Below are 22,005 nucleotides of genomic sequence, written 5' to 3' on the forward strand. Positions count from 1 at the left end.
GTCCCACTCCTCACGTGCATGGCACTCCCCACCAAAAGGTTCTCGGCAGCAAATTCCCCCCGCACACCCGAAGGCACATACAAGCCAATCCTCTCCCCGCCACCACCTGCGCCCTTTCTCGGAACCCCCGCTTCCGTCCCGAGATGTCAGGACTTACCCCTCCAAGAGAAGGGGCTGATTCTTGCGCGCATGTGTTCGAAAGATGGGGGCAGGGCGCACACATCCGTGAGGGATCTGTGTGAACGTGTGCGCCTCCGGTGGTCATTGGGACCGCCGGTATCTGACTTTCCGTGGGGGGAAGTTGATGCAGAAGCACACCCCTGCCCGTGCGCAGGTACGGGCCAGACGCACTCTCACCGTGGCCCTGGCGGTCCTGGCCCTGGGCGCGGGAGCGCTCCCGACCGCCATGGCGGACCCGGTGGAGCCGCCGCCGGTCCCCGCGAACTCGGTCTGGGGCAAGACCACCACCAAACTGCCCGTCCCGCCGGTCAAGGTGGGGACGAACAAGGCTCCCGCGCCGGTCGCGGAGGCGGCCCCGTCGAAGGACCGCGCCGCGTGGCGGGCGGCACAGAAGCAGCGCTCGCGCTCCTCGCAGAAGGCCCGCCTGGCCGCCCCGGCCGCGCCTCTGCTGGCGGAGATCCCCCAGGGACAGGGCGCGGTCCCCTGGCACAAGATCTCCGACTTCCGCATCACGGACGCCCTGGTCGCCCGGGTCAACTACTCGACCGGCAACCTGATGCTCGCCGCCACCGACTTCGACGTGCCCGGCGTGGGCCAGTCCCTCCAGCTCACCCGTACGTACAACTCGATGGACGCCCCGTGGGGCAAGGTCTCCCAGCGGTGGTGGCAGGGCTGGGAGCGGTACGCGCAGGTCAGTGACACGGAGTTCGCCTGGTTCGACTCCACCGGCGCCTCGGTCCGCTTCACCAAGAAGGCCGACGGCACGTACACGACCCCGGCCGGTTACTCGAAGGACCTGACGAAGAACGCGGACGGCACCTTCACCCTCACCGACCGCAAGTCCGGCTCGAAGGACACGTACAACGCGGGCGGCACCCTGACCAAGGTCACCGACCGCAACAACGGCACGATCACGGTCACCCAGCACGACGAGGGCGCCGAGCACAAGGGCTTCAAGCTCACCGAGACCCGCTCGGGCCGCTCGGTCGACCTGGTCAAGACGGACGCCTCGCAGTGGCAGGCCAAGGACCACACGGGCCGCACCGCCGTGTTCGACCTCAACCCGGCCGGCGACCTCGCGAAGACCACCGACACGGCCGGCAAGTCCACGTCCTTCGAGTACGACGCCTCGCGCCGTCTCACCCGGATCACGACCCCGGACGGCCGGGTCACCAACTTCGGTTACGACGCGCAGAACCGCGTCACCTCGATGCAGCGGGCCACGGCCTTCAACGGCGACGCGCACACGGGCCCGACGTACTCGTACGCCTACGAGACCGGGAAGACGAAGGTCACCGACCCGGAACAGCACACCACCACCTACGAGCTGAACAAGGACGGCGGCGTCACCAAGACCACCGACGCCCTGGGCCACTCCCGCTCGACGTCCTACGATGCGAACCACAACGTCAAGACGGCCACGGACGCCATGGGCACGGGGACGACCCCGGGCAATGAAACGGTCTACGGCTGGGACGCCCGCAACAACCCCACGTCCTCCAAGCTGCCGACCGGTGCCACCGCGCTGGCGGGCGGGTATACCACGAAGTCGGGCATGGACCTGCCCGGCAACCAGGAGACCCCGGACGGGGAGAAGACCAACTACACGTACGACGCGGCGGGCAACACCGAGTCGGTGGCCGTCACGGGCACCGGCGGCGGCACGGAGAAGTACACGTACAACAAGGGCACCCCGACCTGCGGCGGCTTCGAGGGCCAGCGCTGCACGCTCACCGACGCGCGTGGCAAGGTCACGAAGTTCCAGTACGACGCCAAGGGCAATCTGACCGAGGTGACCCCGCCCGCACCGCTGGGCAAGACGACCTACACCTACGACGCCCTCGGACGCATCGAGACGATGACCGACGGGCGCGGCGTCAACGCGGTCTACAGCTACGACAACCGTGACCGCATCACCGAGGTCTCCTCCTCCACGACCACGGTGCGCTACGTCTACGACGGTGACGGCAACCTCTCCCAGCGCACGGACGACGGCGGGCTGATCAAGTACGCCTTCGACCCGCTCTCGCGCGAGACGGTCCGCACCCTCCAGGACGGCTCCCAGACCGAGCTGACCTACACCCCGGCCGGCAACGTCGACACCTACAAGGACCCGGCGGGCCTGACCGACTACACCTACGACGCGGCGAACCGCCTCACCGCGCTGAAGGACCCGGCGGGCAAGACGACGACGTACGCCTACAACAACAACGACAAGCGCACCAAGACCACTTACCCCGGCGGCACGGTCCAGGACACCACCCTGGACAAGTCCGGCCGCCCGACCCTGATCAAGGCAACCTCGCCCAAGGGCACGCTCACCAACACCTCGTACACGTACTCCTACGTCGCCGGCACGGCGACCAAGGACGGCACGAAGATCCGCACCTCCACCGACGGCGTCATGGGCCTCGCCAAGACCTACACCTATGACAGCGCGGGCCGCTTCTCCTACTCCGAGGAGAAGAAGGGCACCACCCTCGCCGCGTCCTACCAGTACTGCTACGACGCAGCGGGCAACCTCACCTCCCAGGGCTCCGCGAAGGGCTGCCCCTCCGGCATCGCCCTGACCTACAACGACGCCTCCCAGCTCATCTCGCGTGCGGGCTCCACCGCGGGCTGGGGCTACGACAAGGCGGGCAACGAGACCGACGGCGCCAGCGGCGTCGAGCGGGCCCGCACGGGCGGGGTCTGGTCGGATCACTCGCAGCAGACCTCGGTGACCGTGGCCGGGAAGAAGTACACGGGCCTGTACGGCTCGACCGACCAGTCCGAGCGCCTCTTCTACGGCGACACCACGCTGCACAACGGCCCCCTCGGCCTGGCCGGAAAGACCGACCCGACCGGCGACATGGGATTCAACCGGGAAGCTTCGGGCACCCTCAACTCCATGACCACCGGCGGGAAGTCGTACTACTACCTCACCGACGCACTCGGCTCCGTCCTGGCCCTGGCCGACGAGACCGGCGCGAAGGTGAACGAGTACCGCTACAGCCCCCGCGGCGTCGACGGGGTCTTCACCGAAAAGGTCCCCCAGCCCTACCGCTTCGCGGGCGGCTACCAGGACCCGACCGGGCTCTACCACTTCAAGGCCCGCTACTACGACCCCCGCATCGGCCGGTTCACCTCGCCGGACCCCTCCGGCCAGGAGAAGAACCCGTACCTGTACGCCGAAGGCGACCCCGTCAACCGCATCGACCCCTCAGGCCTGCTGAGTCTGGGTGACGTGGTGGGGGCCGTAGCAGGAACGGTGGCCTCCACTCTCTTGGACGGCGCTTTCGGTCCCGTCGCCGGAGGCGCAGCGGGAGGGTGCATCGGAGGAGCTATCACAGCGGCCATCGACGGAAAGAACATTGCGCAATCCTGCGTCGAGCAGGGGGCGCTGGGAGCAGTAACAGGTGGGTTCGGAGCCGCTGCAAAGGCGGGCAAGGCAGCCTTTGCAGCGAAGGCTGCCAAGAAGTAAGACGTTGAACCAGCAGATCTGAAGCTGTGGGTGGAGGACGCTCCTCCACCCACAGCCGGCAGAAAGGTTATAGGTGGAGAATTATTCGGCACGACTAGCAGTATTCATCGGTGGACTCGTCGTTTTCGGGCTGATTGTATGGCCCATTCTCACGTGGATGCAGGGGCAGGCGTACGGGCTGAGACTGACTGTCGGAGTCATCCTGCTGCTCGTCCTTCTGGGATATATGTTCGCAGGAGGGATTTGGGCGAACAAGGGAAAACGTTCCACCTGATGAGTACCAGACAGTCTGAGGAATCGCGACGGCCCTACGGTCCTTTCGGAGAGCCGTCGCGGTTTTCGGCGCGGTGACTCGGCAGGTCCACGAATTAGACACAATCGGCTCCTTCCTGGTCATGACCAATGAGACCGGCGGGAAGGAGAACGAGTACCGCTACAGTCCCCGCGGCGTCGACGGTACCTTCACCGCGACGCCGAAGACGACCCCGTCCACCGCGCCGCCCCGGATGGCCTGCTTCCGGAGTTCATCAGCATGGCCGCCAGCACACTTGGAAACGCCATGGACGTGCACGAACCTTGCGAACATCGCCAGATCGTCAATTGATCCATCAGCCCCAAGAGGAGCAACCACTTCCTGGAGGAAAACATGCGGCTGGCTGATTCGATGCAGAACTTCGCGTACCGCGGTGCGGATCTCCTGCCGACATGGCTGCTTCTCACCATCCTTGGTGCAGTCGTGGTGATGATGATCGTCATTGTGGTGCGTCGGAGAAATGGCCGGCCTTAACTGACGATTTCCGGGCCCCACGCCCAATGTTTTCACTGACGCCGATAATTCTTTCGGTAGGTTTGTTGGTGGCGGCCAGGAAGAAGGATCGGGCGGGTCGATTATTCGGTACGTGCCCTGCGGAATGTGGAGAGGTTCAGCCAGGTGTGCGTTGAGGAATAGGACACTTTGCCAGGAAGGTGTCCTATTCCGCGCGAGCGTCGGATGTTCGTCCCACGTCGCACGGCTCGACCGGCCAGGCCGAGCATCTCTGCTGCGGTGACACCGCTCAGAGCCACACACTTCGCGATCGGCCGGGTCAGGGTCGTACGACTAATTCACCCTTCAAAGCGAGCCGTTGGCGGATGCGATGGACCGGCATTCCGCCGTCCTGCCTTCATGTGTCCCAGCCGTTCAAGAGCGAGAACATGGAGGACTCCTTGGCAGGATGGAAGAGTGTTGCGGTCGGCCTGATGGCGAGATGCGTACCCGCCACCTGCTCGGCTGTCGGCGGCCTGGCGGAGAAGACCCAGGGGCGGTACTGGACCCCGCCCCTCAACCCCTGCTGATTCACCAGCGTCACCTCCTTCCGTCCGGCACCCGCGACACCGGTGCCGGGCGTTTCTCCTGCTCAGGGAAGCCCCCGTGATCGAAGCCTCCGTCAACGCACTGCCCGGTGTGACCGTCTTCTTCCTCGTTCTGGCGGTACTCGTCGGCCCGCCCGCCGCCTTATGGGCCCGCGCCCGGGGCCGGTCCGCGCTCCTCGCGTCGGCGGCGGCGGTCCTGCTCGCCGGCGCGCTCGCGGTCACCCTCGCACCGGGGCGCAACACCGCTCCGGTGGAACGGGTGTGCGCCACCGGTACCTCCCTGCACGGCGCGCTGCAGACGGTCCCGGGACAGCTCAACGCGGTGATCTTCCTGTTCCCGTGCCTGCTGCTCGTACTCGCCACCCGACGTCCGCTCACTTCTCTCGGCGTCACCTGCCTGGTCGTTCCCGGCGTGGAGGCCGCTCAGGCGCTGCTGCCGCTCGGGCGCAGTTGCACCTTCATCGACCTCGGCCTCAACTGCCTTGGTGCTGGGGCAGGTTGGGGCGCTGGTGCGCTTCTCCTCGTGGTACGTGATCGGGCCGGGGCCTTCCCCCGTTCCGAGGTCGTACGAGGCGCGGCCTTCACCGCGGGCGGGGCCCTGGCCGTACTGGCACTCTTCCACAGCGCGATCACCCCCGTCGCGGGCCTCTCCGACGGCCAGGACCTGACCCCCGCCCAAGCCGACTGGGCCCGGGCGACCTCCACCGCCCTCTTCGGACCGCAGGCCCGCGTCATCAACGTCCAGCAGACTCCGCAGCTCGGCGAGCAGCCGTTGCGGATCGCCGTCTACACCGACAAGGGCCGCACCGAGCTGGACTGGGACCACCGCAGGATCTTCTCGGCCGAGTCCTACGATCACCAGGGCACCCGGGGCTCGCTGAACGTACGTCAACTGCGGGCATGGGCAGCGGAGTTCGGTTCACGCTGGTTTCCCGGGCAGACGCGCGGGCTCCAGCCCCGGGTCGAGCCTCTCGGCCCGGGCAACGGCCCCGTGCTGGCCAGCTACCGGCGTTACCGCCACCACGTCCTGATGCCGATGCGCCTCGACTTCACCCTCGCCCGGAACGGGAACCTCATGGCGCTCACCACCCGCTTCGCCTCCGACCCCGCCCTCCCCGCCCCGCGCCTCAGCCGCGCCGAGGCGCAGCGGCGTGCGGAGGCGGCGAGTGGGCGGACCGCCGTCGGTCCGGGCTTCCTGCTGGCCGAGCAGGTGGGCGGTCTGTGGCGTCCGCTGTGGCTGGTGAACGTCGGTACGGGCGGCAGGGCCGAGCGGGCGGTACGGGTGGACGCGGTGACCGGTGCGGTTGTCGTGCCCGACCCGCCCCGTGACTACTGAGCCGGGCTCGGGACGGTGCGCGCTAGCGGAAGGTGTCAGCCTTCACCGCGGTGAGGAATTCGCCCCAGGCGGCGGGGTCATGGAACTGGGTGTCCCGGGCACGGTCCTCGGTGTCCCATACGGCCCGGCCTCCGTCGGCCGTCTGCGCGACCTCCACGCATTCGTCGGCAGAGGCTCCCCCGGAGTGGGTCGACTTCGCGAAGGGGGTGACGATCTGCTGTTCGCTCACGTTTCCTCGTTCTCCGTGGCGATGCCGTTCATCAACTGCCGGATGAAGGTGAGACTCCTGTCCGGCGTCAGGGCCGCCGACCGCAGCGCCTCGTGGGCGTGCAGGTAGCCCGCCATGTCCTCGTGGTCTTCGAGGTTCACGCTGTTGGCCATGGTGTCCTGCACGACGGCCTCCGGGGCCGTACCCAGCGACGCGGGGTCGCCGAGATCGCCGCGCACGTCGGACTTCGGTGCGAGGACTCCCCTACGTCAACCGAGATTGAGGTCAAGTGCCAGCCGGGGTCCCCGCAGGGCCGCCGCCTGACGGTCAGGCGGGCCGGACGATGTCCAGTCGTTCGGGCGACGGCTCGTATCCGGCGGCCCTGTACGTGGCGGCGGCGCCCGTGTTCGAGCCCTCGGCGGCGACGAGCGCGCTGCACGCGCCCATCTCGCGCAGCGCCGCCGCGGCGGCGACGCTGATCGCCCTCCCGTGGCCGCGGCCGCGATGGTCGGCGTGCACGCCCATCGGCTCCAGCAGGCCGGGCTTTCCGGGGCCGGCCGACCAGACCGTCGCCGCGGCCACCGCATTGTCCTGGTCGTCGTAGCCGATCAGGCAGCGGGCGTCGGCGTACACCGGTCCGGCCGCCAGGACGTGCCAGACCTCCTCGGTGAACATCGGGCTGCCGAAGGCCGAGCGGTGCACCGCGGTCCGTGTCGCCGCCGTCCGCGGGCCGGCCACCTCGATGCGCAGCCCGGAGTCCTCCACCGGAGCGGTGAGGTCGCGGCGCAGCGGCGTCCACGGTGCGCCCGGATTCCAGCCCGCCTCCAGGAGGACCTCGCGGAGCAGGGCTCCGGTGGGGACCTCGAGACCGGCCTCTCCGGGCGGGAGCACTCCGCGCCCCGGGTCGCTGAAGTCCGCCAGCAGTTGCCGCGCCAGAGCCTCGTCCTGCCGCAGGTCCGGCGCGGTCGTCAGGCGCAGCACATCGGGGCCGTCCAGGTATCCGACGGCGACGATCCGCCCGTCCGCGCTCCAGGTACGGACGGCGGCGGCCACCTTCTCCGCGCCCAGCGCCCACGCCCAGCCGAGGTCTCCCGGGTGGAGCTGGAACGGCGTCCGGTCGTCCTGCCAGGCGCGGAGCGCGTCCACGGCTTCGGTCAGTCCGTCGACACCGGGTTCGTTCACAACGATCGTCATGACTCCGCACCCAACATCACCGGGACGCCCCGCGGCACCCGGTTTTCTCCGGCCGGCCGGCGCGGGAGGGTGTGCTCTAGGCGCACTGCCAGAGGAAGCGGCCCTCGCCTCCGTCCGGGGACAGGAACGCGTAACCGATGCCCGCGTCACCGAAGTCGACGTCCACCGGCAGGGCCGTCGCGTCGAGCTGGACCAGCAGGGTCCATGGTTCCCCCGCTTCCTCCCCCGGTGTCTCCTCGCCCTGGAGCCACAGGGGCTCCACGCCCGGACCGCCGAGGAACTGCCAGGTCTCCCCGTCCTCGTCCGGCTTTCCCGGTACGGCCAGGTGGTCGTCCCCGACGGAGGGGCCGGAGGTCAACTCCCGTACGCCTGCGACGAAGGGCGGCATCCGGCCGCCCGGCTGCACGACCACCGCGTTCTCCCCGGCGTCCGGGGCGAAGGTGTCCGAGGCGTCCCCGGTCATGAAGACGTACGCCAGGCGGTCGCCCGGCAGCTCGAACTGGCCGATGAATTCCATCGGTTCGCCGGACTCCGCGGAGAGCGGCCACTGGGGGGCGTCCAGCCACACCGGCCGGCCGCCCACCTTCGTGACCGGCTCCGCGACCGCCCGGCCCGCGGGCACGAACTCCACCGGAACCGGAACCGGATCTGCCACCACCACGAACCTCCCGCAAAGCGACGAAACGAGCGTTGTCGACCGACCATAGCGGTCGGGTCCGACAACGCCCGTTCCGAGCGGGTGGCGAGGCTACTCGCCGTCGCTCCCGAACATCACCCGCTCCACGTCCCCGTACCCCGCCCCGAAGTCCGTCAGGGCCTCCGAGACGACACCCGGGCGCACCGTCAGCGCCAGGAGGAGGTGCTCTTCGCCGATGTACTTGTCGCCCCGGCCCAGCGCCACCCTCAGCGACTGCTCCAGCACCTTCTTCGCGCCCGGGGTGAACGGCCGGTGGTCCAGCAGTGCCCGCCTGCGCCGCGTCCGGGGGCGGCGGGCGGGTTCGGCCTCGGGGGCGCCCGGGCCGAGCACGCCCGGCCCGTGCGTCTCCTCGACCTTGGCGACGATGGCGTCCACGTCGATCCCGAGGCCGGCGAGTGCGTCCGTGTCGGCCTTCGACATGCCGCCCCTGCGGCGGGCCGCCGCCAGTGCCGCTTCGATGTCGGTGCGGCGGTCGCGCACGCCGAGCGCCGTGAAGGCGAAGTAGGCGCGGCCTTCCGCCGTGTCGAGGAGGGAGAGGAGGAGGTGTTCCTCGGTGACCTGGGGGTGGTCGAGCCGCTCGGCCTGGGCGACCGCGCCGGTCACCGTACGGCGGGCGCTCTCCGTGAACCGTTCGAACATCATCGACCCCCATGCTTCTTGTGCACGGCCTGCTTGCTGACGCCCAGTTCGGCGGCGATCTCCTGCCAGGACCAGCCCTGGTTGCGAGCGCCCCGTACCTGTACGGCCTCCAGTTGCTCCAGCAGGCGTCGCAGGGCGACGACTGCGCGGAGCCCGACCTTGGGGTCCTGGTCTCCCGCCCTGGCGGCGAGATCGGTTGCTTCGCTCATATCCGTCAATGTACGTTGACGATCCTCTCCCGTCAACCCCAATTGACAAGCCACCCCGCACCTTCCTTCCGAGCCTCCTTGGCGTCGTCCCCCTCCCCTTGGGCGGTGGGGCCGCCCTTCCCGTTTCCCCCGCCCCCTTGGGCGACGGGGCCGCCCCAAGGGGGCGAGGGGGGCACCCCCTGCTCGAGCGAAGCCGAGAGCTTGGGGGAGGGCGGGCAAGGGGGCGGCCCCTTCCGCTCCCGGCCCACCCGGGTACCGCCCCCTGCGCAAGCGCCTGCGCCGGACGCGCGACCCTGCCAGAGCTGTGAATCCAACCCCGGTACCGGACGCCTCAGCCTCGTTCTGCTCAGGCAGAGAGGCCCCGGGCCCGCCCCTTTCCCTAAAGCGCTCGCCGCGCGGCCAAGGGGAACGGTTCCGTGCAGGTGCGTCGTGGCTGGTCGCGCAGTTCCCCGCGCCCCTGAACGGGGCGCATCGCCGGGTAAGCCCGTGCGGGTGCGTTGGGGTTGGGGGCGTCGACGGTGTGCGGGGGCGCGGTGGTTATCGCTTCTGGACGGTCACCGTGACCTGGCCGCCCGGGAGGCCGTGCACGCGTACCCGCTCCGCCCGGCCCGGCGCGACCCCCCGTGTCGCCGTCCAGCCCCGGCCGCTCACCCGGACCCGCCAGCCCCTCGCGTCCGGCGGCACCGAGATCTCCGCGCCCGCGCCGCCGCGCGCGGACGGCTCGTAGGAGAAGGTGTACGTACCGTTCACGTACGTCTCCGAGCGCGTCCGGCCCGCGACGGCCGCCGCGTACGGGGCCGCGGTCTGCTGCTTGTGGCCGCGCAGCCTGCCCGACGCGTCGACCGCGCAGTAGCCGCCGCCGTAGCACCAGACGTAGCCCGCCCAGCCGGAGCTGTAGCGGCTGAAGGAGGCGAGGGCGTCGCGGTAGAAGGCGCCCATGTTCGGGCCGTCGTTGTTCAGGGGGCCCCACTCGCCGACGACGACCGGGACGCCGTACCGCTTCGGGTACTGGGTGACGGCGGCCTCGTAGCGTTCGATCCAGCCGTCGGCCGGGTCGTAGTCCGCGCCCGCCTCCATGGCGGTGTTGTAGAAGTGCGGCGCGTACACGACCTTCTTCTTCGGGTCCTTGATCCGGCCGAGGCCCGTCGGCACGCCCTCGCCGACGATCGGGGTCGGTTCGACGAACAGCCACTTCTTCGCGTCCACCGAACGGACCGCCGCCGCGAGGCGGTTGTGCATCGGGGTGATCTGGTCGCGTTCGATGCGGCGGGCGGCCGTGGGGAGGTCCTCGCCCTCCTTGAGCTCGCCCATGGGCTCGTTCAGGAAGTCGTAGCCGAAGACGGCGGGGTGGTCGCCGAAGCGGTCGGCGAGCAGCCGCCAGACCTTCGCCTGCGCCTGCTGGAGGTCCTCGTCCTCGTAGAGGTGGGTGAACGCGCGCTGCACGGCGGGCTGGAAGTACTCCGAGAACCAGTCGTCGGGGTTCGGGGTGAAGGGGAGGCCGTCCGTGCGGGTCGCCCATTCCGGGATGCCGCGGTGCCCGAAGGCGGGGCCGAAGACGTCCTGGTGGCCGTCGAGGAGGACCTTCACCCGGTACTTGTGGGCCCAGCCCAGGATGCGGTCGACCTTGCGGAGGTACGCCTCGCTGTACCTGCCGCGCACCGCCTCGATGTCGTCCCAATAGACGAGCAGGCGCGCGAAGTTGAAGCCCTGCGCGCTCATGTCGCGGAAGTGCTTCTCGGTGACGAGGGTGAGGGCCTGGTCGCCCCGGTTGGTCTTGTCCTCGACGTTCCAGCCGCGCAGGGTGATCGTGCGGCCCCGGTCGTCGGTGAGCCGGGGGACGGCGGGCTCGGCCGCCGGCTTCCGCTCCGCCGCGTGCGCGGCGGGGCCGGCCAGCAGGGCCGCACAGCTCGCACCGACAACAAGGGATCTTCCGTACGTGCTGCTGCGCATGGGGGCACTCCTCGGCCGTCCGGCGTCGCCGGTCACTCGCAAGTCAGGTGCCGGCGATCCAAACAGTGCCCCCGGGGACTCTCAAGACCCGGTGAGCACAATCTTTCCGAAGAGTTCGCCGCCCGCCATCCGCTCGAAGCCCTCCCGGGCGCGGTCCAGCGGCAGGACCCGGTCGATCACGGGACGTACACCGGTGGCCGCGCAGAAGTTGAGGAGGTCCTCCAGCTCGTCCTTCGACCCCATCGTCGAGCCGACGACCCTCAGCTCCAGGAAGAAGATCCGGTTCAGCTCGGCGTTGGACGGGGTCTGCCCGCTGGTCGCGCCCGAGATGACCAGTGTGCCGCCCGGGCGGAGGGACTTGACGGAGTGCGACCAGGTGGCAGCCCCCACCGTCTCGATGACGGCATCGACCCGCTGCGGCAGCCGCGCGCCCGGCTCGAAGGCGTCCACCGCGCCCAGCTCCACGGCCCGCTTCCGCTTGGCCTCGTCGCGGCTGGTGGCGTACATCCGCAGACCGGCGGCCTTCCCGAGGACGATCGCGGCGGTGGCGACGCCGCCGCCCGCGCCCTGCACCAGGACCGCGTCGCCGGGGCGCACGCCCGCGTTGGTGAACAGCATCCGGTACGCCGTCAGCCACGCGGTGGGCAGGCAGGCGGCCTCCTCGAAGCTGATGCCGCTCGGCTTGGGGAGGACGTTCCAGGTGGGCACGGTGACGCGCTCGGCGAAGGTGCCCTGGTACTTCTCGGTGAGGATCGAGCGCTTCTCGTACGGGCCGACGCCGTGCCCGGTCTCCCCGATGACGGAGTGGACGACGACCTCGTTGCCGTCCTCGTCGATACCGGCGGCGTCGCAGCCGAGGATCATCGGGAAGGCGTCCTCGGTGATGCCCACCCCCCGCAGCGACCACAGGTCGTGGTGGTTGAGGCTGGCGGCCTTCACTGTCACGGTGGTCCACCCGGGCCGCGCTTCGGGCTCCGGGCGCTCCCCCAGCTCCAGGCCGTTCAGCGGCTGGTCACGGTCGATGCGGGCTGCGTAGGCGGCGAACATGGGGTGACGATAGGCCCCGTCGGGGGCCCGGCGGAACCGCTCCCGGGTGTGACCCGCGCCGCGTCGCGCCGCTCCGACCGTCCTCGTCCGCCGTCGTCCGGCATCGTCCGTCTTCATCCGCTGTCGTACGGCGTCGTCCGCTGTCGTACGGCGTCGTCCGCCGGGCTCGCGTGCTCTCCGCCCGGGCGGCCCGCCCGCCGTGCCCCCCTGCGCGGACACGGGCCGCGCCCGTGCCCCCCGCACCGGGGACACGGGCGCGGCCCATAACGTAACGCGGCTAGCGGCGCGCCACACCCTCCGCGCGGGCGGCCGCGGCGACGGCGGCCGTGACCGCCGGGGCGACGCGCTCGTCGAACGGGGAGGGGATGACGTAGTCGGCGGCGAGCTTGTCTCCCACGACGTCGGCCAGCGCGTTCGCGGCGGCGATCTTCATGCCCTCGGTGATCGTCGTCGCGCGCACCTGGAGGGCGCCCGCGAAGATGCCCGGGAAGGCGAGGACGTTGTTGATCTGGTTCGGGTAGTCCGAGCGGCCCGTGGCCACGACCGCCGCGTACTTGTGCGCGATGTCGGGGTGGACCTCGGGGTTCGGGTTGGCCATGGCGAACACGCAGGCGTTGGCCGCCATGGAGGCGACGGCGGGCTCGGGGACCGTACCGCCGGAGACGCCGATGAAGACGTCCGCGCCCGCGAGGGCGGACTCCAGGGAGCCGGACAGGTTCGCCTTGTTCGTCAGCTCGGCCAGCTCGCGCTTGACCGGGGTGAGGTCGTCCCGGTCGCGGCTCACGATGCCCTTGCGGTCGGCGACGGCGACGTCGCCGAGGCCGGCCTCCAGGAGGAACTTGGCGATGGCCACGCCCGCCGCGCCCGCGCCCGAGATGACGGCGCGCAGGTCGCTCAGCGAGCGGTTGGTGAGGCGGGCCGCGTTGCGCAGGGCGGCCAGGGTGACGACGGCCGTGCCGTGCTGGTCGTCGTGGAAGACCGGGATGTCGAGGGCTTCCTTGAGCCGGTCCTCGATCTCGAAGCAGCGGGGAGCCGAGATGTCTTCGAGGTTGACCCCGCCGAAGGACGGGGCGAGGCGGACGACGGTCTCCACGATCTCGTCCACGTTGGTGGTCGCCAGCGCGATCGGGACGGCGTCGACGCCGCCGAACTGCTTGAAGAGGATGGCCTTCCCCTCCATGACCGGGAGGGACGCCTCCGGGCCGATGTCACCGAGCCCGAGGACCGCCGTGCCGTCGGTGACGACGGCGACGACGTTCGACTTCCAGGTGTAGTCGTTGACCAGGTCCGGCTGCTCCGCGATCGCGGTGCACACCTTGGCGACACCGGGCGTGTAAGCGAGGGACAGGTCGTCCTTGTCGCGCACGGGGACGGTGGCCTGCACGGCCATCTTTCCGCCCCGGTGGAGCGCGAAGGCCGGGTCGAAGGGCTCATCCAGCCCTGCGCCCGTGCCGGTCTCGGAATTGACGATCTCCGCTGCCATGTTCTTCAGACCCCTTAAGTCTTCATCAGTTGAGGGTGGCCACTCCTGGTTGAGGAGGGGTGGGCGGGTCCGCGTCCGCGCCCTGTCAAGGGGGGCAGGTCCGCTCCGTGAAGAGCGGTCGGCCCCGCCCCGGCCAGGGGGAGGTGCGAACGCGCGGGCGCGCCGCACACGCGCCCTGGGCCCCGGATGAGGGGTGTAAGGATCCTTCTTACCGGACCGAACGCACCGACGACGAGTCCGATTCCGGGTCGGCCGCCCCGCTGTGGCCGATCGCGAGTGCGGCGCGAGGAGGTCTGGGGGGACTCGTACCGCCATGTCGGACAAGTTCCGCGGAAGTCCAGGACATGTCCTGTTCTGCGACTTCTTTTGTGTCCGCATCGCGAGACTTGCCGCAGTTTCTCCGGCTGTACGGCCTCTGCTCCGCAGAAGGTCCGGCCTTCAGGTACCGGCCTGTTGAGGTTCGGGGATCACCCGTTATCTGATTTTGACATGGCCAGCCCCCTTCATGACCGGGTCCGAATGGCAAGATGCCGACATCACACCTGGTCGCGTCCGGGTCGTGCCACCCAGAGCCGCGTGCTCAGCCCTCGCGACCTGCCCGAATTCGTCCGGGCACCAGGCGTCCGGGGAAGACCCGGCCGCCCGCACGCTCACCCTCGTCTGCCGGAGGACCCCCATGACCGCTCGCACCCCCCGCCGCTCTGCCGCACGTTCCCGCATGGCCGCGGTCGGCGCCCTCGCGGTCGCCGGAGCCCTGGTACTGACCGGCTGCGGCGACCAGACCAAGGCCAAGGAGCCCGCCGCGGGCGGCGGCGACGGCAAGACCTCCGGGGCCCCGCTGGCCAACCTGCTGCCCAAGGAGATAGCCGCCAAGGGCGTCATCAAGGTCGGCTCCGACATTTCGTACGCCCCGGTGGAATTCAAGGACAAGGACGGCAAGGTCGTCGGCATCGACCCCGACATCGCCGCCGCCCTGGGCAAGCAGCTCGGGGTGAAGTTCGAGTTCCAGAACGGCGACTTCGACGCCCTGGTGACGGGTCTGCGCGCCAAGCGCTACGACATCCTGATGTCGGCGATGACCGACACCAAGGACCGCCAGGAGGGCATGGAGAACGGCAAGAAGGTCGGCGAGGGCGTCGACTTCGTGGACTACTACACCGCCGGCGTCTCCCTGTACACGCAGAAGGGCAAGTCCAACGGCATCAAGACGTGGGACGACCTGTGCGGCAAGAAGCTCGTCGTGCAGCGCACCACCGTCTCCGAGGACCTGGCCAAGACCCAGTCCGAGAAGTGCGAGAAGGGCGGCAAGGGCGCCATCAAGATCGAGGCCTTCACCAACGACCAGCAGGCCCAGACCCGCCTGCGCTCGGGCGGCGCGGACGCCGGTTCCTCGGACTCCCCGGTGACGGCGTACGCGGTGAAGACCTCCGGCGGCGGCAACGACTTCGAGAAGGTCGGCGAGGACGTCGACGCGGCTCCGTACGGCATCGCGGTCTCCAAGCAGAACAAGGAGCTCACGAAGGCCATCGAGGCGGCGCTGAAGGCGATCATCGCCAACGGCGACTACAAGAAGGCGCTCGCGAACTGGGGCGGCGAGGGCGGCGCGATCACCGAGGTCAAGGTCAACGGCGGTTCCTGACCGTCGACGCGCGGGGGCGGTGAGCGGGTCGGGTCCGGGCGGGGCGCGGGTTCGAACCGGGCGCGGGTCCGGGCCAGGGTCCATCGGGCGCCCGGAGCTCGTCGCGTGAGCGACTTCGGAACGGCTTCGGAGCAAGCTTCGGAACGGCTTCGGACGCGTTACGGAGCAGGCTCCGGAACGTGCTACGGAGCGGCCGCGCGGATCGGGCCCGCCGAGGCCGGCCTCCCGGCCCCCGCCGGCCGGACCCGGCGTCCCGGTTCCGGTGACCGGAGCCGGCCGTTCCGGACCCGGCCTGACCGGAGCCGACCGCTGCGGACCCGGCGTGACCGGTCCCGGCCGACCCGGACCGCGCGTCCCGGGTCCCAGGGCCCCGGCCCCCGCGTTCCGTCGGCCCGGATCTCCCGCCGCCCACGACCCGGCACCGCCCGCGCCCCCCGCACCCCCGCACCACCCCGCGATCCCCGTACCACCCGCCCAACGTCCCGTTCGGCGCTGAGAGGCACAACCTGTGACAGCTGACATGAACAAGAAGGGCCCCGAGGACTCCATACCGTCCCCGGGCGGCCCGGCCACCACCCCCGTGCCGCTGAAGGCGATCCCGGTCCGGCACTACGGGCGGTACGTCTCCGCGGTCGTCGCGCTCGCCCTGCTGGCGGCGATCGTCTCCGCGTTCGCCGGGGGCAGGATCAACTGGGGCGCGATCCCGGACTACTTCTTCGACGACCGGATCCTCAGCGGCATGGGCCAGACCCTGCTGCTGACCTTCCTGTCGATGGCGATCGGCATCGTCGGCGGCATCCTGCTCGCCGTGATGCGCCTGTCGAAGAACCCGGTGACCTCCTCCATCGCCTGGTTCTACATCTGGTTCTTCCGCGGCACGCCCGTCCTCGTACAGCTGATGGTCTGGTTCAACCTGGGCCTGGTCTTCGAGTACATCAACCTGGGTCCGATCTACAAGGACTACTGGTCGGTCTTCATGACCCCGCTGCTCACCGCGCTCCTGGGCCTCGGCCTGAACGAGGCGGCGTACATGGCGGAGATCTGCCGGGCCGGTCTGCTCGCGGTCGACGAGGGCCAGACGGAGGCGTCGCACGCGCTGGGCATGACCCACGCGAAGACGCTGCGCCGGGTGGTCATCCCGCAGGCGATGCGGGTGATCGTGCCGCCGACGGGCAACGAGGTCATCAACATGCTGAAGACGACCTCGCTCGTCTCGGCGGTCCAGTTCGCCGAGCTGCTGCGCCAGGCGCAGGACATCGGGCAGACCTCGGGCGCGGCGGTGGAGATGCTCTTCCTCGCGGCGACCTGGTACCTGATCCTGACCACCCTGTTCTCCATCGGCCAGTTCTACCTGGAGCGGTACTACGGGCGCGGCTCCAGCCGTGCGCTGCCGCTCACCCCGTTCCAGAAGGTCAAGGCGAACCTGGCCTCGCTGGGCAACCGCGCGGGAGCAATGCGATGACCACGACGAAGAATTCCACCGTCCCGATGGTGAAGGCCGAGGGCGTGCACAAGTCCTTCGGCGCCGCGCACATCCTCAAGGGCATCGACCTGGAGGTGGCCCCGCGCGAGGTGTTCTGCCTGATCGGCCCGTCCGGCTCCGGGAAGTCGACCTTCCTCCGCTGCATCAACCACCTGGAGAAGGTCAACGCGGGCCGGCTGTCGGTCGACGGCGAGCTGGTCGGCTACCGGCAGAAGGGCGACAAGCTCTACGAGCTGAAGGACAGCGAGGTCGCCCGCAAGCGGCGCGACATCGGCATGGTCTTCCAGCGGTTCAACCTGTTCCCGCACATGACGGCGATCGAGAACGTCATGGAGGCGCCGATCCAGGTCAAGGGCGAGACGAAGGCTGTCGCCCGGGCCCGCGCCGAGCGCCTGCTGGACCGCGTCGGGCTCTCCGACAAGGCGAGGAACTACCCCTCGCAGCTCTCCGGCGGCCAGCAGCAGCGCGTGGCGATCGCCCGCGCGCTCGCCATGGAGCCGAAGCTGATGCTCTTCGACGAGCCGACCTCCGCGCTCGACCCGGAGCTGGTGGGCGACGTGCTGGACGTGATGCGCGGCCTCGCCGAGGACGGCATGACGATGATCGTCGTGACGCATGAGATGGGCTTCGCCCGGGAGGTCGGCGACTCGCTGGTCTTCATGGACGAGGGCGTGGTCGTCGAGTCCGGCCACCCGCGCGACGTACTGACCAATCCGCAGCACGACCGGACGAAGTCGTTCCTGTCGAAGGTGCTGTAGCGCTCCGCCGGTGCCGGTGTGCGAGGAGGGGCGGTGCGGGACCGGTCCCGTACCGCCCCTCCTCGCTGGTCCGACACGTCACCTGCGCGACCCGGGCGGCCCGGGCGACGCGCCCGGCCTACTTGACCGCCAGCACCAGCGCGTCCGACGGCGACGCCCACACCGCCCGCGCCTCGGCGAAGCCGGCCGCGCGCAGGGTGGAGGCGTGCCACTCCGCCGAGGGGGTCTCACCGTCCGCGTGCTCACCGAAGACGGCGAACCGTTCGGCGGTCGGGGCGGCCAACTCCGGGTCGGAGGCCGCCAGGCGCCACCAGCCCGCCCAGTCGGTCACGCCCGCGTCCCCCTTCGTGCGCTCCATGAGCGCGTGCCGCTGCGCCCGCTCGGCGGCGTTGATGCGCGGGGTGGTGAGGTCCTTCATGCGGTCCGCGTTCATGAACACCCCGCCCTCGCGCACGAGTTCGGCGACCTGTCCGTAGAGGGTCGCGAGCGGGCCGAGCCTCAGCCAGTGCAGGGCGGTGGCGGTGAGCACCGCGTCGTACCGGTCGTACGGCACCTTGTCCCGCCACGCCGGGTCGGTGAGGTCGGCGCTCACGAACTCCGCGCGGGAGTCCCCCGCGAAGGTGCCGCGGGCGATGGCGAGCAGCGCCGGGTCGAGGTCGACGCCCGTACTCCTCGCGTCCGGGAACCGCTCCAGCAGCCTGCCCGTGATACTTCCCGTACCGCATGCGAGGTCGAGCACCCGGGCCTCGCGCCCGACGAACGCCTCCACCATGTCGAGCATGACCCGGAACCGCTCCTCACGGTCCGGCATGTACCACTCCTGCTGCCGGTCCCAGCTCGCCTGCCACTCGCCCCAGCCCTGCGGAATCCGCCCCGCGTCCGCCCCGTCCACCACGAGAACCACCCCTCCGTAATACCCTAGCTTGATAATCGCCCATTACTTTGAGCGCTCGCATCGAGACTAAACCGCCCCGGTAAGGACTACAAGTGGAACTGGCCTATTACGCGGACTACGCCGTGCGCCTGGTGAACACGGAGGAACCCGCCCGCAACAAGGACACGCTCACCTCCGTCGAGGCGGTCCGCGAGCTCTTCGGCTCCAGCCAGCAGGCCGCCCGCCGGGCGACCGACGCCGACGTGACCCGTTTCCGCTCCGTACGCACCCGGCTGCGCGCGATCTTCGAGGCGGCCGACACGGGCGACGAGACCCTCGCCGTGGACCTCCTCAACTCCCTCCTGCTGGAATTCCCGGTGAGCCCGCAGATCTCCGGCCACGAGACCCGTACCTCCGACGGCCGTCCGGACTGGCACATGCACCTCGCCGACCACCCGTCGAACGCGACCGCGGGCTTCGCCGCGACGGCCTCGATGGGCCTGGCCTTCCACGTCACCGAGTACGGCCCGGACCGCCTCGGCCTCTGCCAGGCGGCGCCCTGCCGCAACGCCTACCTGGACACCTCCACCAACCGCTCCCGCCGCTACTGCTCCGACCGGTGCGCCACGCGTGCGAACGTGGCCGCCTACCGCGCCCGCAAGCGCCTGGAGAGCGACCGGTCCGCCCACACCGGCCGCACCGCTCCCGCCAGCCACGACAGCACCACCCCCACCGACCGCTGACGCCCGGCCCGCACGGGCCGGTACCGCGCCCGCACCCGCCCGAGCACCAGGGCGGGCGGCACCACCCCGAACGCCCGGGAGTCCGAGACCTCCTCGTCCTGGTTGTCCCCGAGCACCCACCACCCCCCTTCCCTGCGCTCCACCGCCCTCTTCACCACCAGCAGGTCCTGCCGCAACGGATGCCTCAGCACCACCACGTCACCCGCCCGCACCGCGGCGCCCCAGTGCACCAGCACCTGGTCCCGGTGCCGCAGCGTGGGCACCATGGACAGCCCGGTCACCTCGGCCCTCCCGAACGGCAGCAAGCTCGCGGGCAGCCCCTGCTCGCGCGGCTGCCCCTGCCCGTAGTCCGCCATCTGCGGCACCTCCTCGTCCCGATCCCTGACCGCCCCCGGTCCCATACTGACCCCGGACTTTTGACGTAGGCCCATGGGGGCACTCGCGAAAAGCCACCTTCCACGGAGTAATCTCCCCTCTTGAGAAGACGATCACGAGGAAGGATGCGATTTACATGCTCTCCCGCCTGTTCGCCCCCAAGGTCAAGGTCAGCGCGCACTGCGACCTGCCCTGCGGCGTGTACGACCCCGCCCAGGCCCGCATCGAGGCCGAGTCGGTCAAGGCCGTCCAGGAGAAGATGGCCGCCAACGACGACGCGCACTTCCAGGCGCGCGCCGTCGTCATCAAGGAGCAGCGCGCGGAGCTCGCGAAGCACCACGTCTCGGTGCTGTGGAGCGACTACTTCAAGCCCCCGCACTTCGAGAAGTACCCGCAGCTGCACCAGCTCGTCAACGACACCCTGAAGGCCCTCTCGGCCGCCAAGGCGTCCACGGACCCGAAGACCGGCGAGAAGGCCCTTGAGCTGATCGCCGAGATCGACCGGATCTTCTGGGAGACCAAGAAGGCCTGACGCCTCCCCTCGCCGGCCGGGTTCGCGCCCGGGCCCGGCCGTTTCCCGACCGCACCCGGTCCGCCGTCCGCCCCTCGGGGCGGGCGAGGCGGGCCGGGTGCGGTCGTTCCGGGGCCTTCGGGCGCCGAGCCCGGGGCGACGGCCCGCCGCACCTGGCACCCCGGGGGCCGGGCTTGGGGGCCGTCAGGGCGTGGCCTTAGGTTTGCCGGGGGTGAGGCGGGTCCGGGCACGGGCCGCCTCCAGCAGGAGTCCGGGAATCCCACCGCCCGGCCGAGACACGCAGCCGGACGTGGAGAGGATCGTCGTGGAGTCAGCGGTACGGAGCCCAGGGACCGGACGCATACCGGGGCCCCGGGCCGGGGACGGCCGGGGGGCGCGGGTGCGTGCCGCGCTGCGGACCCGGCTGCCCGGGGCGCGGGCCCTGGGCTGGTCCCTCACCGGGGTGTTCTTCGTGCTCTACTCGGTCGTCGCGGTCCTGCGTCACCGGCAGGGGCTCAACGGCGGCTTCGACATCGGGATATTCGAGCAGGCGGTGCGGGCGTACGCGCACGGGCGGGCGCCGGTCGTGGAGCTGAAGGGGCCCGGGTTCAACCTGCTCGGGGACCACTTCCATCCGATTCTGGTGCTGCTCGCGCCCTTCTACCGGGTGTTCCCGAGCCCGTACACCTTGCTGGTGGCACAGTCGGCGCTGCTCGCGCTCGCCTGTTGGCCGCTGACCCGATGGGCGCACCGCGCCGTCGGGCCGGTGGCCGCGCTCGTGGTCGGGTGCGGGGTGGGGGCCTCGTGGGGGATCGTCTCGGCGGCGGCCAAGGACTTCCACGAGATCGCGTTCGCGGTGCCGATGCTGGCCTTCGGCGCGGTGGCGCTGGGGCAGCGCCGGTGGTGGGCCGCGGTGCTGTGGACGGCGCCGTTGCTGCTGGTCAAGGAGGATCTGGGGCTGACGCTGGCCGCGGTGGGGGCGTACATCGTCTGGCAGGCGGTGCGCGGCGGGCGCAAGGACGCTCCGCTCGGGCTCGGGGTGGCCGTGATGGTGCTCGGGGTCGTCGGCAGCGCGGTGGAGATACTCGTGCTGCTTCCGGCGGTGAACCCGAGCGGCGCCTTCGCGTACTGGGGACAGCTGCCCGGTGAGGAGGGGGCGAGCGGCGGCGGACCGCTGTCGCTGGCGCTGGGGCTGGTGTGGCCGCCGATGAAGTGGCTGCTGGTGTTCATGCTGGCCGCGCCCGTCGCCTTCGTCGGGGTGCGCTCGCCGTTGCTGCTGCTGTGTGCGCCGACGCTGGGGTGGCGGTTCCTCGCGGGCAACGAGCACTACTGGACGCCGGGGTTCCACTACAGCGCGATCCTGATGCCGGTGCTCTTCGCGGGCTTCGTGGACGTGCTGAGCCGGCGCAAGGACCTGCTCCCGGCCCCGCGCAGACGGCGTGCGCTCGGCTTCTGCGCCGCCTTCACCGCCGTGTGCGCCGCCGTCTACCCGCTGCACGACCTGGTACGGCCGTCCGCCTGGCGCACCCCCGGGCACGTCGCCGTCGCCCGGCAGGTCCTGGAGCGCATCCCCGACGGCGACACCGTCGCCTCCTCCAACCGGCTGGCCCCGTTCCTCACCTCGCGGACCACGGTCAGTCTCGTCTGTTACGGGACCGGGCCCGACCCGAAGTCCCTGCCGACCGGCCTTCCGGCGCACCCGCCGCGCTGGGTGGTCTTCGACAGCACCGATCCGACCGTCAAGGTGCCGTGCCCCGTGGAGCGTTCGCGGCACATGCTCGGGCTGTACCGGCAGCACGGGTACGTCGAGGTCGTGCGCCAGGACGGGATCACCCTGCTGCGCAGGCCCTGACGTACGGAGCG

20 protein-coding genes are annotated in these 22,005 nt (G+C 70.4%); 8 read left to right on the plus strand and 12 right to left on the minus strand.

Features of this window, described 5'->3' with window-relative positions; all coding sequences use genetic code 11:
* Positions 1 to 304: 304 nt before the first annotated feature.
* Positions 305 to 3,643 carry an RHS repeat-associated core domain-containing protein gene (locus tag ACIP93_RS05485; protein WP_401756007.1) on the plus strand — a complete coding sequence of 1,113 codons (3,339 nt, stop codon included), beginning with the start codon at positions 305 to 307 and terminating at the stop codon, positions 3,641 to 3,643.
* Positions 3,644 to 4,076: 433 nt separating this feature from the next.
* On the opposite strand, the gene ACIP93_RS05490 is transcribed toward ACIP93_RS05485, so the two are convergent.
* Positions 4,077 to 4,466: a hypothetical protein gene (locus ACIP93_RS05490; protein WP_401756010.1), complete on the minus strand. Its 390-nt coding sequence runs from the start codon at positions 4,464 to 4,466 to the stop codon at positions 4,077 to 4,079.
* Between the two features lie 588 nt (positions 4,467 to 5,054).
* Here ACIP93_RS05490 and ACIP93_RS05495 point away from each other — a divergent pair.
* Positions 5,055 to 6,332 (plus strand): hypothetical protein, encoded by a 1,278-nt coding sequence (locus tag ACIP93_RS05495; protein ID WP_401756012.1) that lies wholly within the window; start codon positions 5,055 to 5,057, stop codon positions 6,330 to 6,332.
* Between the two features lie 22 nt (positions 6,333 to 6,354).
* Here ACIP93_RS05495 and ACIP93_RS05500 read toward each other — a convergent pair whose 3' ends face one another.
* The 9 genes from ACIP93_RS05500 to ACIP93_RS05540 all read right to left on the minus strand — a co-directional run bounded on the left by ACIP93_RS05500 (position 6,355) and on the right by ACIP93_RS05540 (position 13,759).
* Complete coding sequence (locus ACIP93_RS05500; protein WP_401756015.1) at positions 6,355 to 6,561, minus strand: DUF397 domain-containing protein; 207 nt, start codon at positions 6,559 to 6,561, stop codon at positions 6,355 to 6,357.
* Positions 6,558 to 6,779 carry a Scr1 family TA system antitoxin-like transcriptional regulator gene (locus ACIP93_RS05505; RefSeq protein ID WP_401756018.1) on the minus strand — a complete coding sequence of 74 codons (222 nt, stop codon included), beginning with the start codon at positions 6,777 to 6,779 and terminating at the stop codon, positions 6,558 to 6,560. The genes ACIP93_RS05500 and ACIP93_RS05505 overlap by 4 nt, the downstream gene beginning before the upstream one ends.
* Before the next feature lie 88 nt (positions 6,780 to 6,867).
* Positions 6,868 to 7,734, minus strand: coding sequence for a GNAT family N-acetyltransferase (locus ACIP93_RS05510; protein ID WP_401756020.1), 867 nt, complete (start codon positions 7,732 to 7,734; stop codon positions 6,868 to 6,870).
* 76 nt (positions 7,735 to 7,810) lie between these two features.
* Positions 7,811 to 8,389 carry a hypothetical protein gene (locus ACIP93_RS05515; RefSeq protein WP_401756023.1) on the minus strand — a complete coding sequence of 193 codons (579 nt, stop codon included), beginning with the start codon at positions 8,387 to 8,389 and terminating at the stop codon, positions 7,811 to 7,813.
* Between the two features lie 93 nt (positions 8,390 to 8,482).
* Positions 8,483 to 9,070, minus strand: coding sequence for a Clp protease N-terminal domain-containing protein (locus ACIP93_RS05520; protein WP_345229147.1), 588 nt, complete (start codon positions 9,068 to 9,070; stop codon positions 8,483 to 8,485).
* Complete coding sequence (locus ACIP93_RS05525) at positions 9,070 to 9,279, minus strand: helix-turn-helix domain-containing protein (RefSeq protein ID WP_345228470.1); 210 nt, start codon at positions 9,277 to 9,279, stop codon at positions 9,070 to 9,072. Before ACIP93_RS05525 ends, ACIP93_RS05520 begins: the two co-directional genes overlap by 1 nt.
* Before the next feature lie 537 nt (positions 9,280 to 9,816).
* Positions 9,817 to 11,229 (minus strand): glycoside hydrolase family 5 protein, encoded by a 1,413-nt coding sequence (locus ACIP93_RS05530; RefSeq protein ID WP_401756026.1) that lies wholly within the window; start codon positions 11,227 to 11,229, stop codon positions 9,817 to 9,819.
* A gap of 81 nt (positions 11,230 to 11,310) precedes the next feature.
* Positions 11,311 to 12,276, minus strand: a complete 966-nt coding sequence (locus ACIP93_RS05535; RefSeq protein ID WP_401756029.1) for a zinc-binding dehydrogenase — start codon at positions 12,274 to 12,276, stop codon at positions 11,311 to 11,313.
* Positions 12,277 to 12,553: 277 nt separating this feature from the next.
* Positions 12,554 to 13,759: an NADP-dependent malic enzyme gene (locus ACIP93_RS05540; RefSeq protein WP_345228473.1), complete on the minus strand. Its 1,206-nt coding sequence runs from the start codon at positions 13,757 to 13,759 to the stop codon at positions 12,554 to 12,556.
* Between the two features lie 676 nt (positions 13,760 to 14,435).
* On the opposite strand from ACIP93_RS05540, the gene ACIP93_RS05545 reads away from it, so the two are divergent.
* The 3 genes from ACIP93_RS05545 to ACIP93_RS05555 all read left to right on the plus strand — a co-directional run bounded on the left by ACIP93_RS05545 (position 14,436) and on the right by ACIP93_RS05555 (position 17,639).
* A complete protein-coding gene (locus ACIP93_RS05545; protein WP_345228474.1) occupies positions 14,436 to 15,398 on the plus strand; it encodes an ABC transporter substrate-binding protein in 963 nt (320 codons plus the stop codon).
* A gap of 520 nt (positions 15,399 to 15,918) precedes the next feature.
* The gene (locus ACIP93_RS05550; RefSeq protein WP_380837321.1) at positions 15,919 to 16,860 is read left to right on the plus strand and encodes an amino acid ABC transporter permease; all 942 of its coding nucleotides are present in this window, start codon (positions 15,919 to 15,921) and stop codon (positions 16,858 to 16,860) included.
* Entirely contained in the window at positions 16,857 to 17,639 is a 783-nt protein-coding gene (locus tag ACIP93_RS05555; protein WP_401756034.1) for an amino acid ABC transporter ATP-binding protein, read from the plus strand. Before ACIP93_RS05550 ends, ACIP93_RS05555 begins: the two co-directional genes overlap by 4 nt.
* A 118-nt stretch (positions 17,640 to 17,757) precedes the next feature.
* On the opposite strand, the gene ACIP93_RS05560 is transcribed toward ACIP93_RS05555, so the two are convergent.
* Positions 17,758 to 18,543, minus strand: a complete 786-nt coding sequence (locus tag ACIP93_RS05560) for a class I SAM-dependent methyltransferase (protein ID WP_401756036.1) — start codon at positions 18,541 to 18,543, stop codon at positions 17,758 to 17,760.
* 83 nt (positions 18,544 to 18,626) lie between these two features.
* Between ACIP93_RS05560 and ACIP93_RS05565 the strand changes: the two genes are divergently transcribed.
* Complete coding sequence (locus ACIP93_RS05565; protein ID WP_345228477.1) at positions 18,627 to 19,256, plus strand: CGNR zinc finger domain-containing protein; 630 nt, start codon at positions 18,627 to 18,629, stop codon at positions 19,254 to 19,256.
* Here ACIP93_RS05565 and sodX read toward each other — a convergent pair.
* Positions 19,160 to 19,612, minus strand: coding sequence for a nickel-type superoxide dismutase maturation protease (gene sodX / locus ACIP93_RS05570; protein ID WP_345228478.1), 453 nt, complete (start codon positions 19,610 to 19,612; stop codon positions 19,160 to 19,162). The two genes, ACIP93_RS05565 and sodX, sit on opposite strands and share 97 nt — an antisense overlap.
* Before the next feature lie 155 nt (positions 19,613 to 19,767).
* On the opposite strand from sodX, the gene sodN reads away from it, so the two are divergent.
* Both sodN and ACIP93_RS05580 read left to right on the plus strand, forming a co-directional pair.
* Positions 19,768 to 20,163: a superoxide dismutase, Ni gene (gene sodN, locus ACIP93_RS05575; protein WP_189820622.1), complete on the plus strand. Its 396-nt coding sequence runs from the start codon at positions 19,768 to 19,770 to the stop codon at positions 20,161 to 20,163.
* A 289-nt stretch (positions 20,164 to 20,452) separates the two neighbouring features.
* Positions 20,453 to 21,994 carry a DUF2079 domain-containing protein gene (locus ACIP93_RS05580; RefSeq protein ID WP_401756041.1) on the plus strand — a complete coding sequence of 514 codons (1,542 nt, stop codon included), beginning with the start codon at positions 20,453 to 20,455 and terminating at the stop codon, positions 21,992 to 21,994.
* Positions 21,995 to 22,005 lie beyond the last annotated feature (11 nt).

Source organism: Streptomyces sp. NPDC088745 (assembly GCF_044751045.1).
Classification (GTDB): domain Bacteria; phylum Actinomycetota; class Actinomycetes; order Streptomycetales; family Streptomycetaceae; genus Streptomyces; species Streptomyces cremeus.

Coding starts and splice junctions, on each gene's coding strand:
- ACIP93_RS05530 (WP_401756026.1), bottom strand. CDS start 11,229: ATGCGCAGCAGCACGTACGGAAGATCCCTTGTTGTCGGTGCGAGCTGT.
- ACIP93_RS05540 (WP_345228473.1), bottom strand. CDS start 13,759: ATGGCAGCGGAGATCGTCAATTCCGAGACCGGCACGGGCGCAGGGCTG.
- ACIP93_RS05485 (WP_401756007.1), top strand. CDS start 305: ATGCAGAAGCACACCCCTGCCCGTGCGCAGGTACGGGCCAGACGCACT.
- ACIP93_RS05535 (WP_401756029.1), bottom strand. CDS start 12,276: ATGTTCGCCGCCTACGCAGCCCGCATCGACCGTGACCAGCCGCTGAAC.
- ACIP93_RS05555 (WP_401756034.1), top strand. CDS start 16,857: ATGACCACGACGAAGAATTCCACCGTCCCGATGGTGAAGGCCGAGGGC.
- ACIP93_RS05550 (WP_380837321.1), top strand. CDS start 15,919: ATGAACAAGAAGGGCCCCGAGGACTCCATACCGTCCCCGGGCGGCCCG.
- ACIP93_RS05510 (WP_401756020.1), bottom strand. CDS start 7,734: ATGACGATCGTTGTGAACGAACCCGGTGTCGACGGACTGACCGAAGCC.
- ACIP93_RS05545 (WP_345228474.1), top strand. CDS start 14,436: ATGACCGCTCGCACCCCCCGCCGCTCTGCCGCACGTTCCCGCATGGCC.
- ACIP93_RS05520 (WP_345229147.1), bottom strand. CDS start 9,070: ATGTTCGAACGGTTCACGGAGAGCGCCCGCCGTACGGTGACCGGCGCG.
- sodX (WP_345228478.1), bottom strand. CDS start 19,612: ATGGCGGACTACGGGCAGGGGCAGCCGCGCGAGCAGGGGCTGCCCGCG.
- ACIP93_RS05525 (WP_345228470.1), bottom strand. CDS start 9,279: ATGAGCGAAGCAACCGATCTCGCCGCCAGGGCGGGAGACCAGGACCCC.
- sodN (WP_189820622.1), top strand. CDS start 19,768: ATGCTCTCCCGCCTGTTCGCCCCCAAGGTCAAGGTCAGCGCGCACTGC.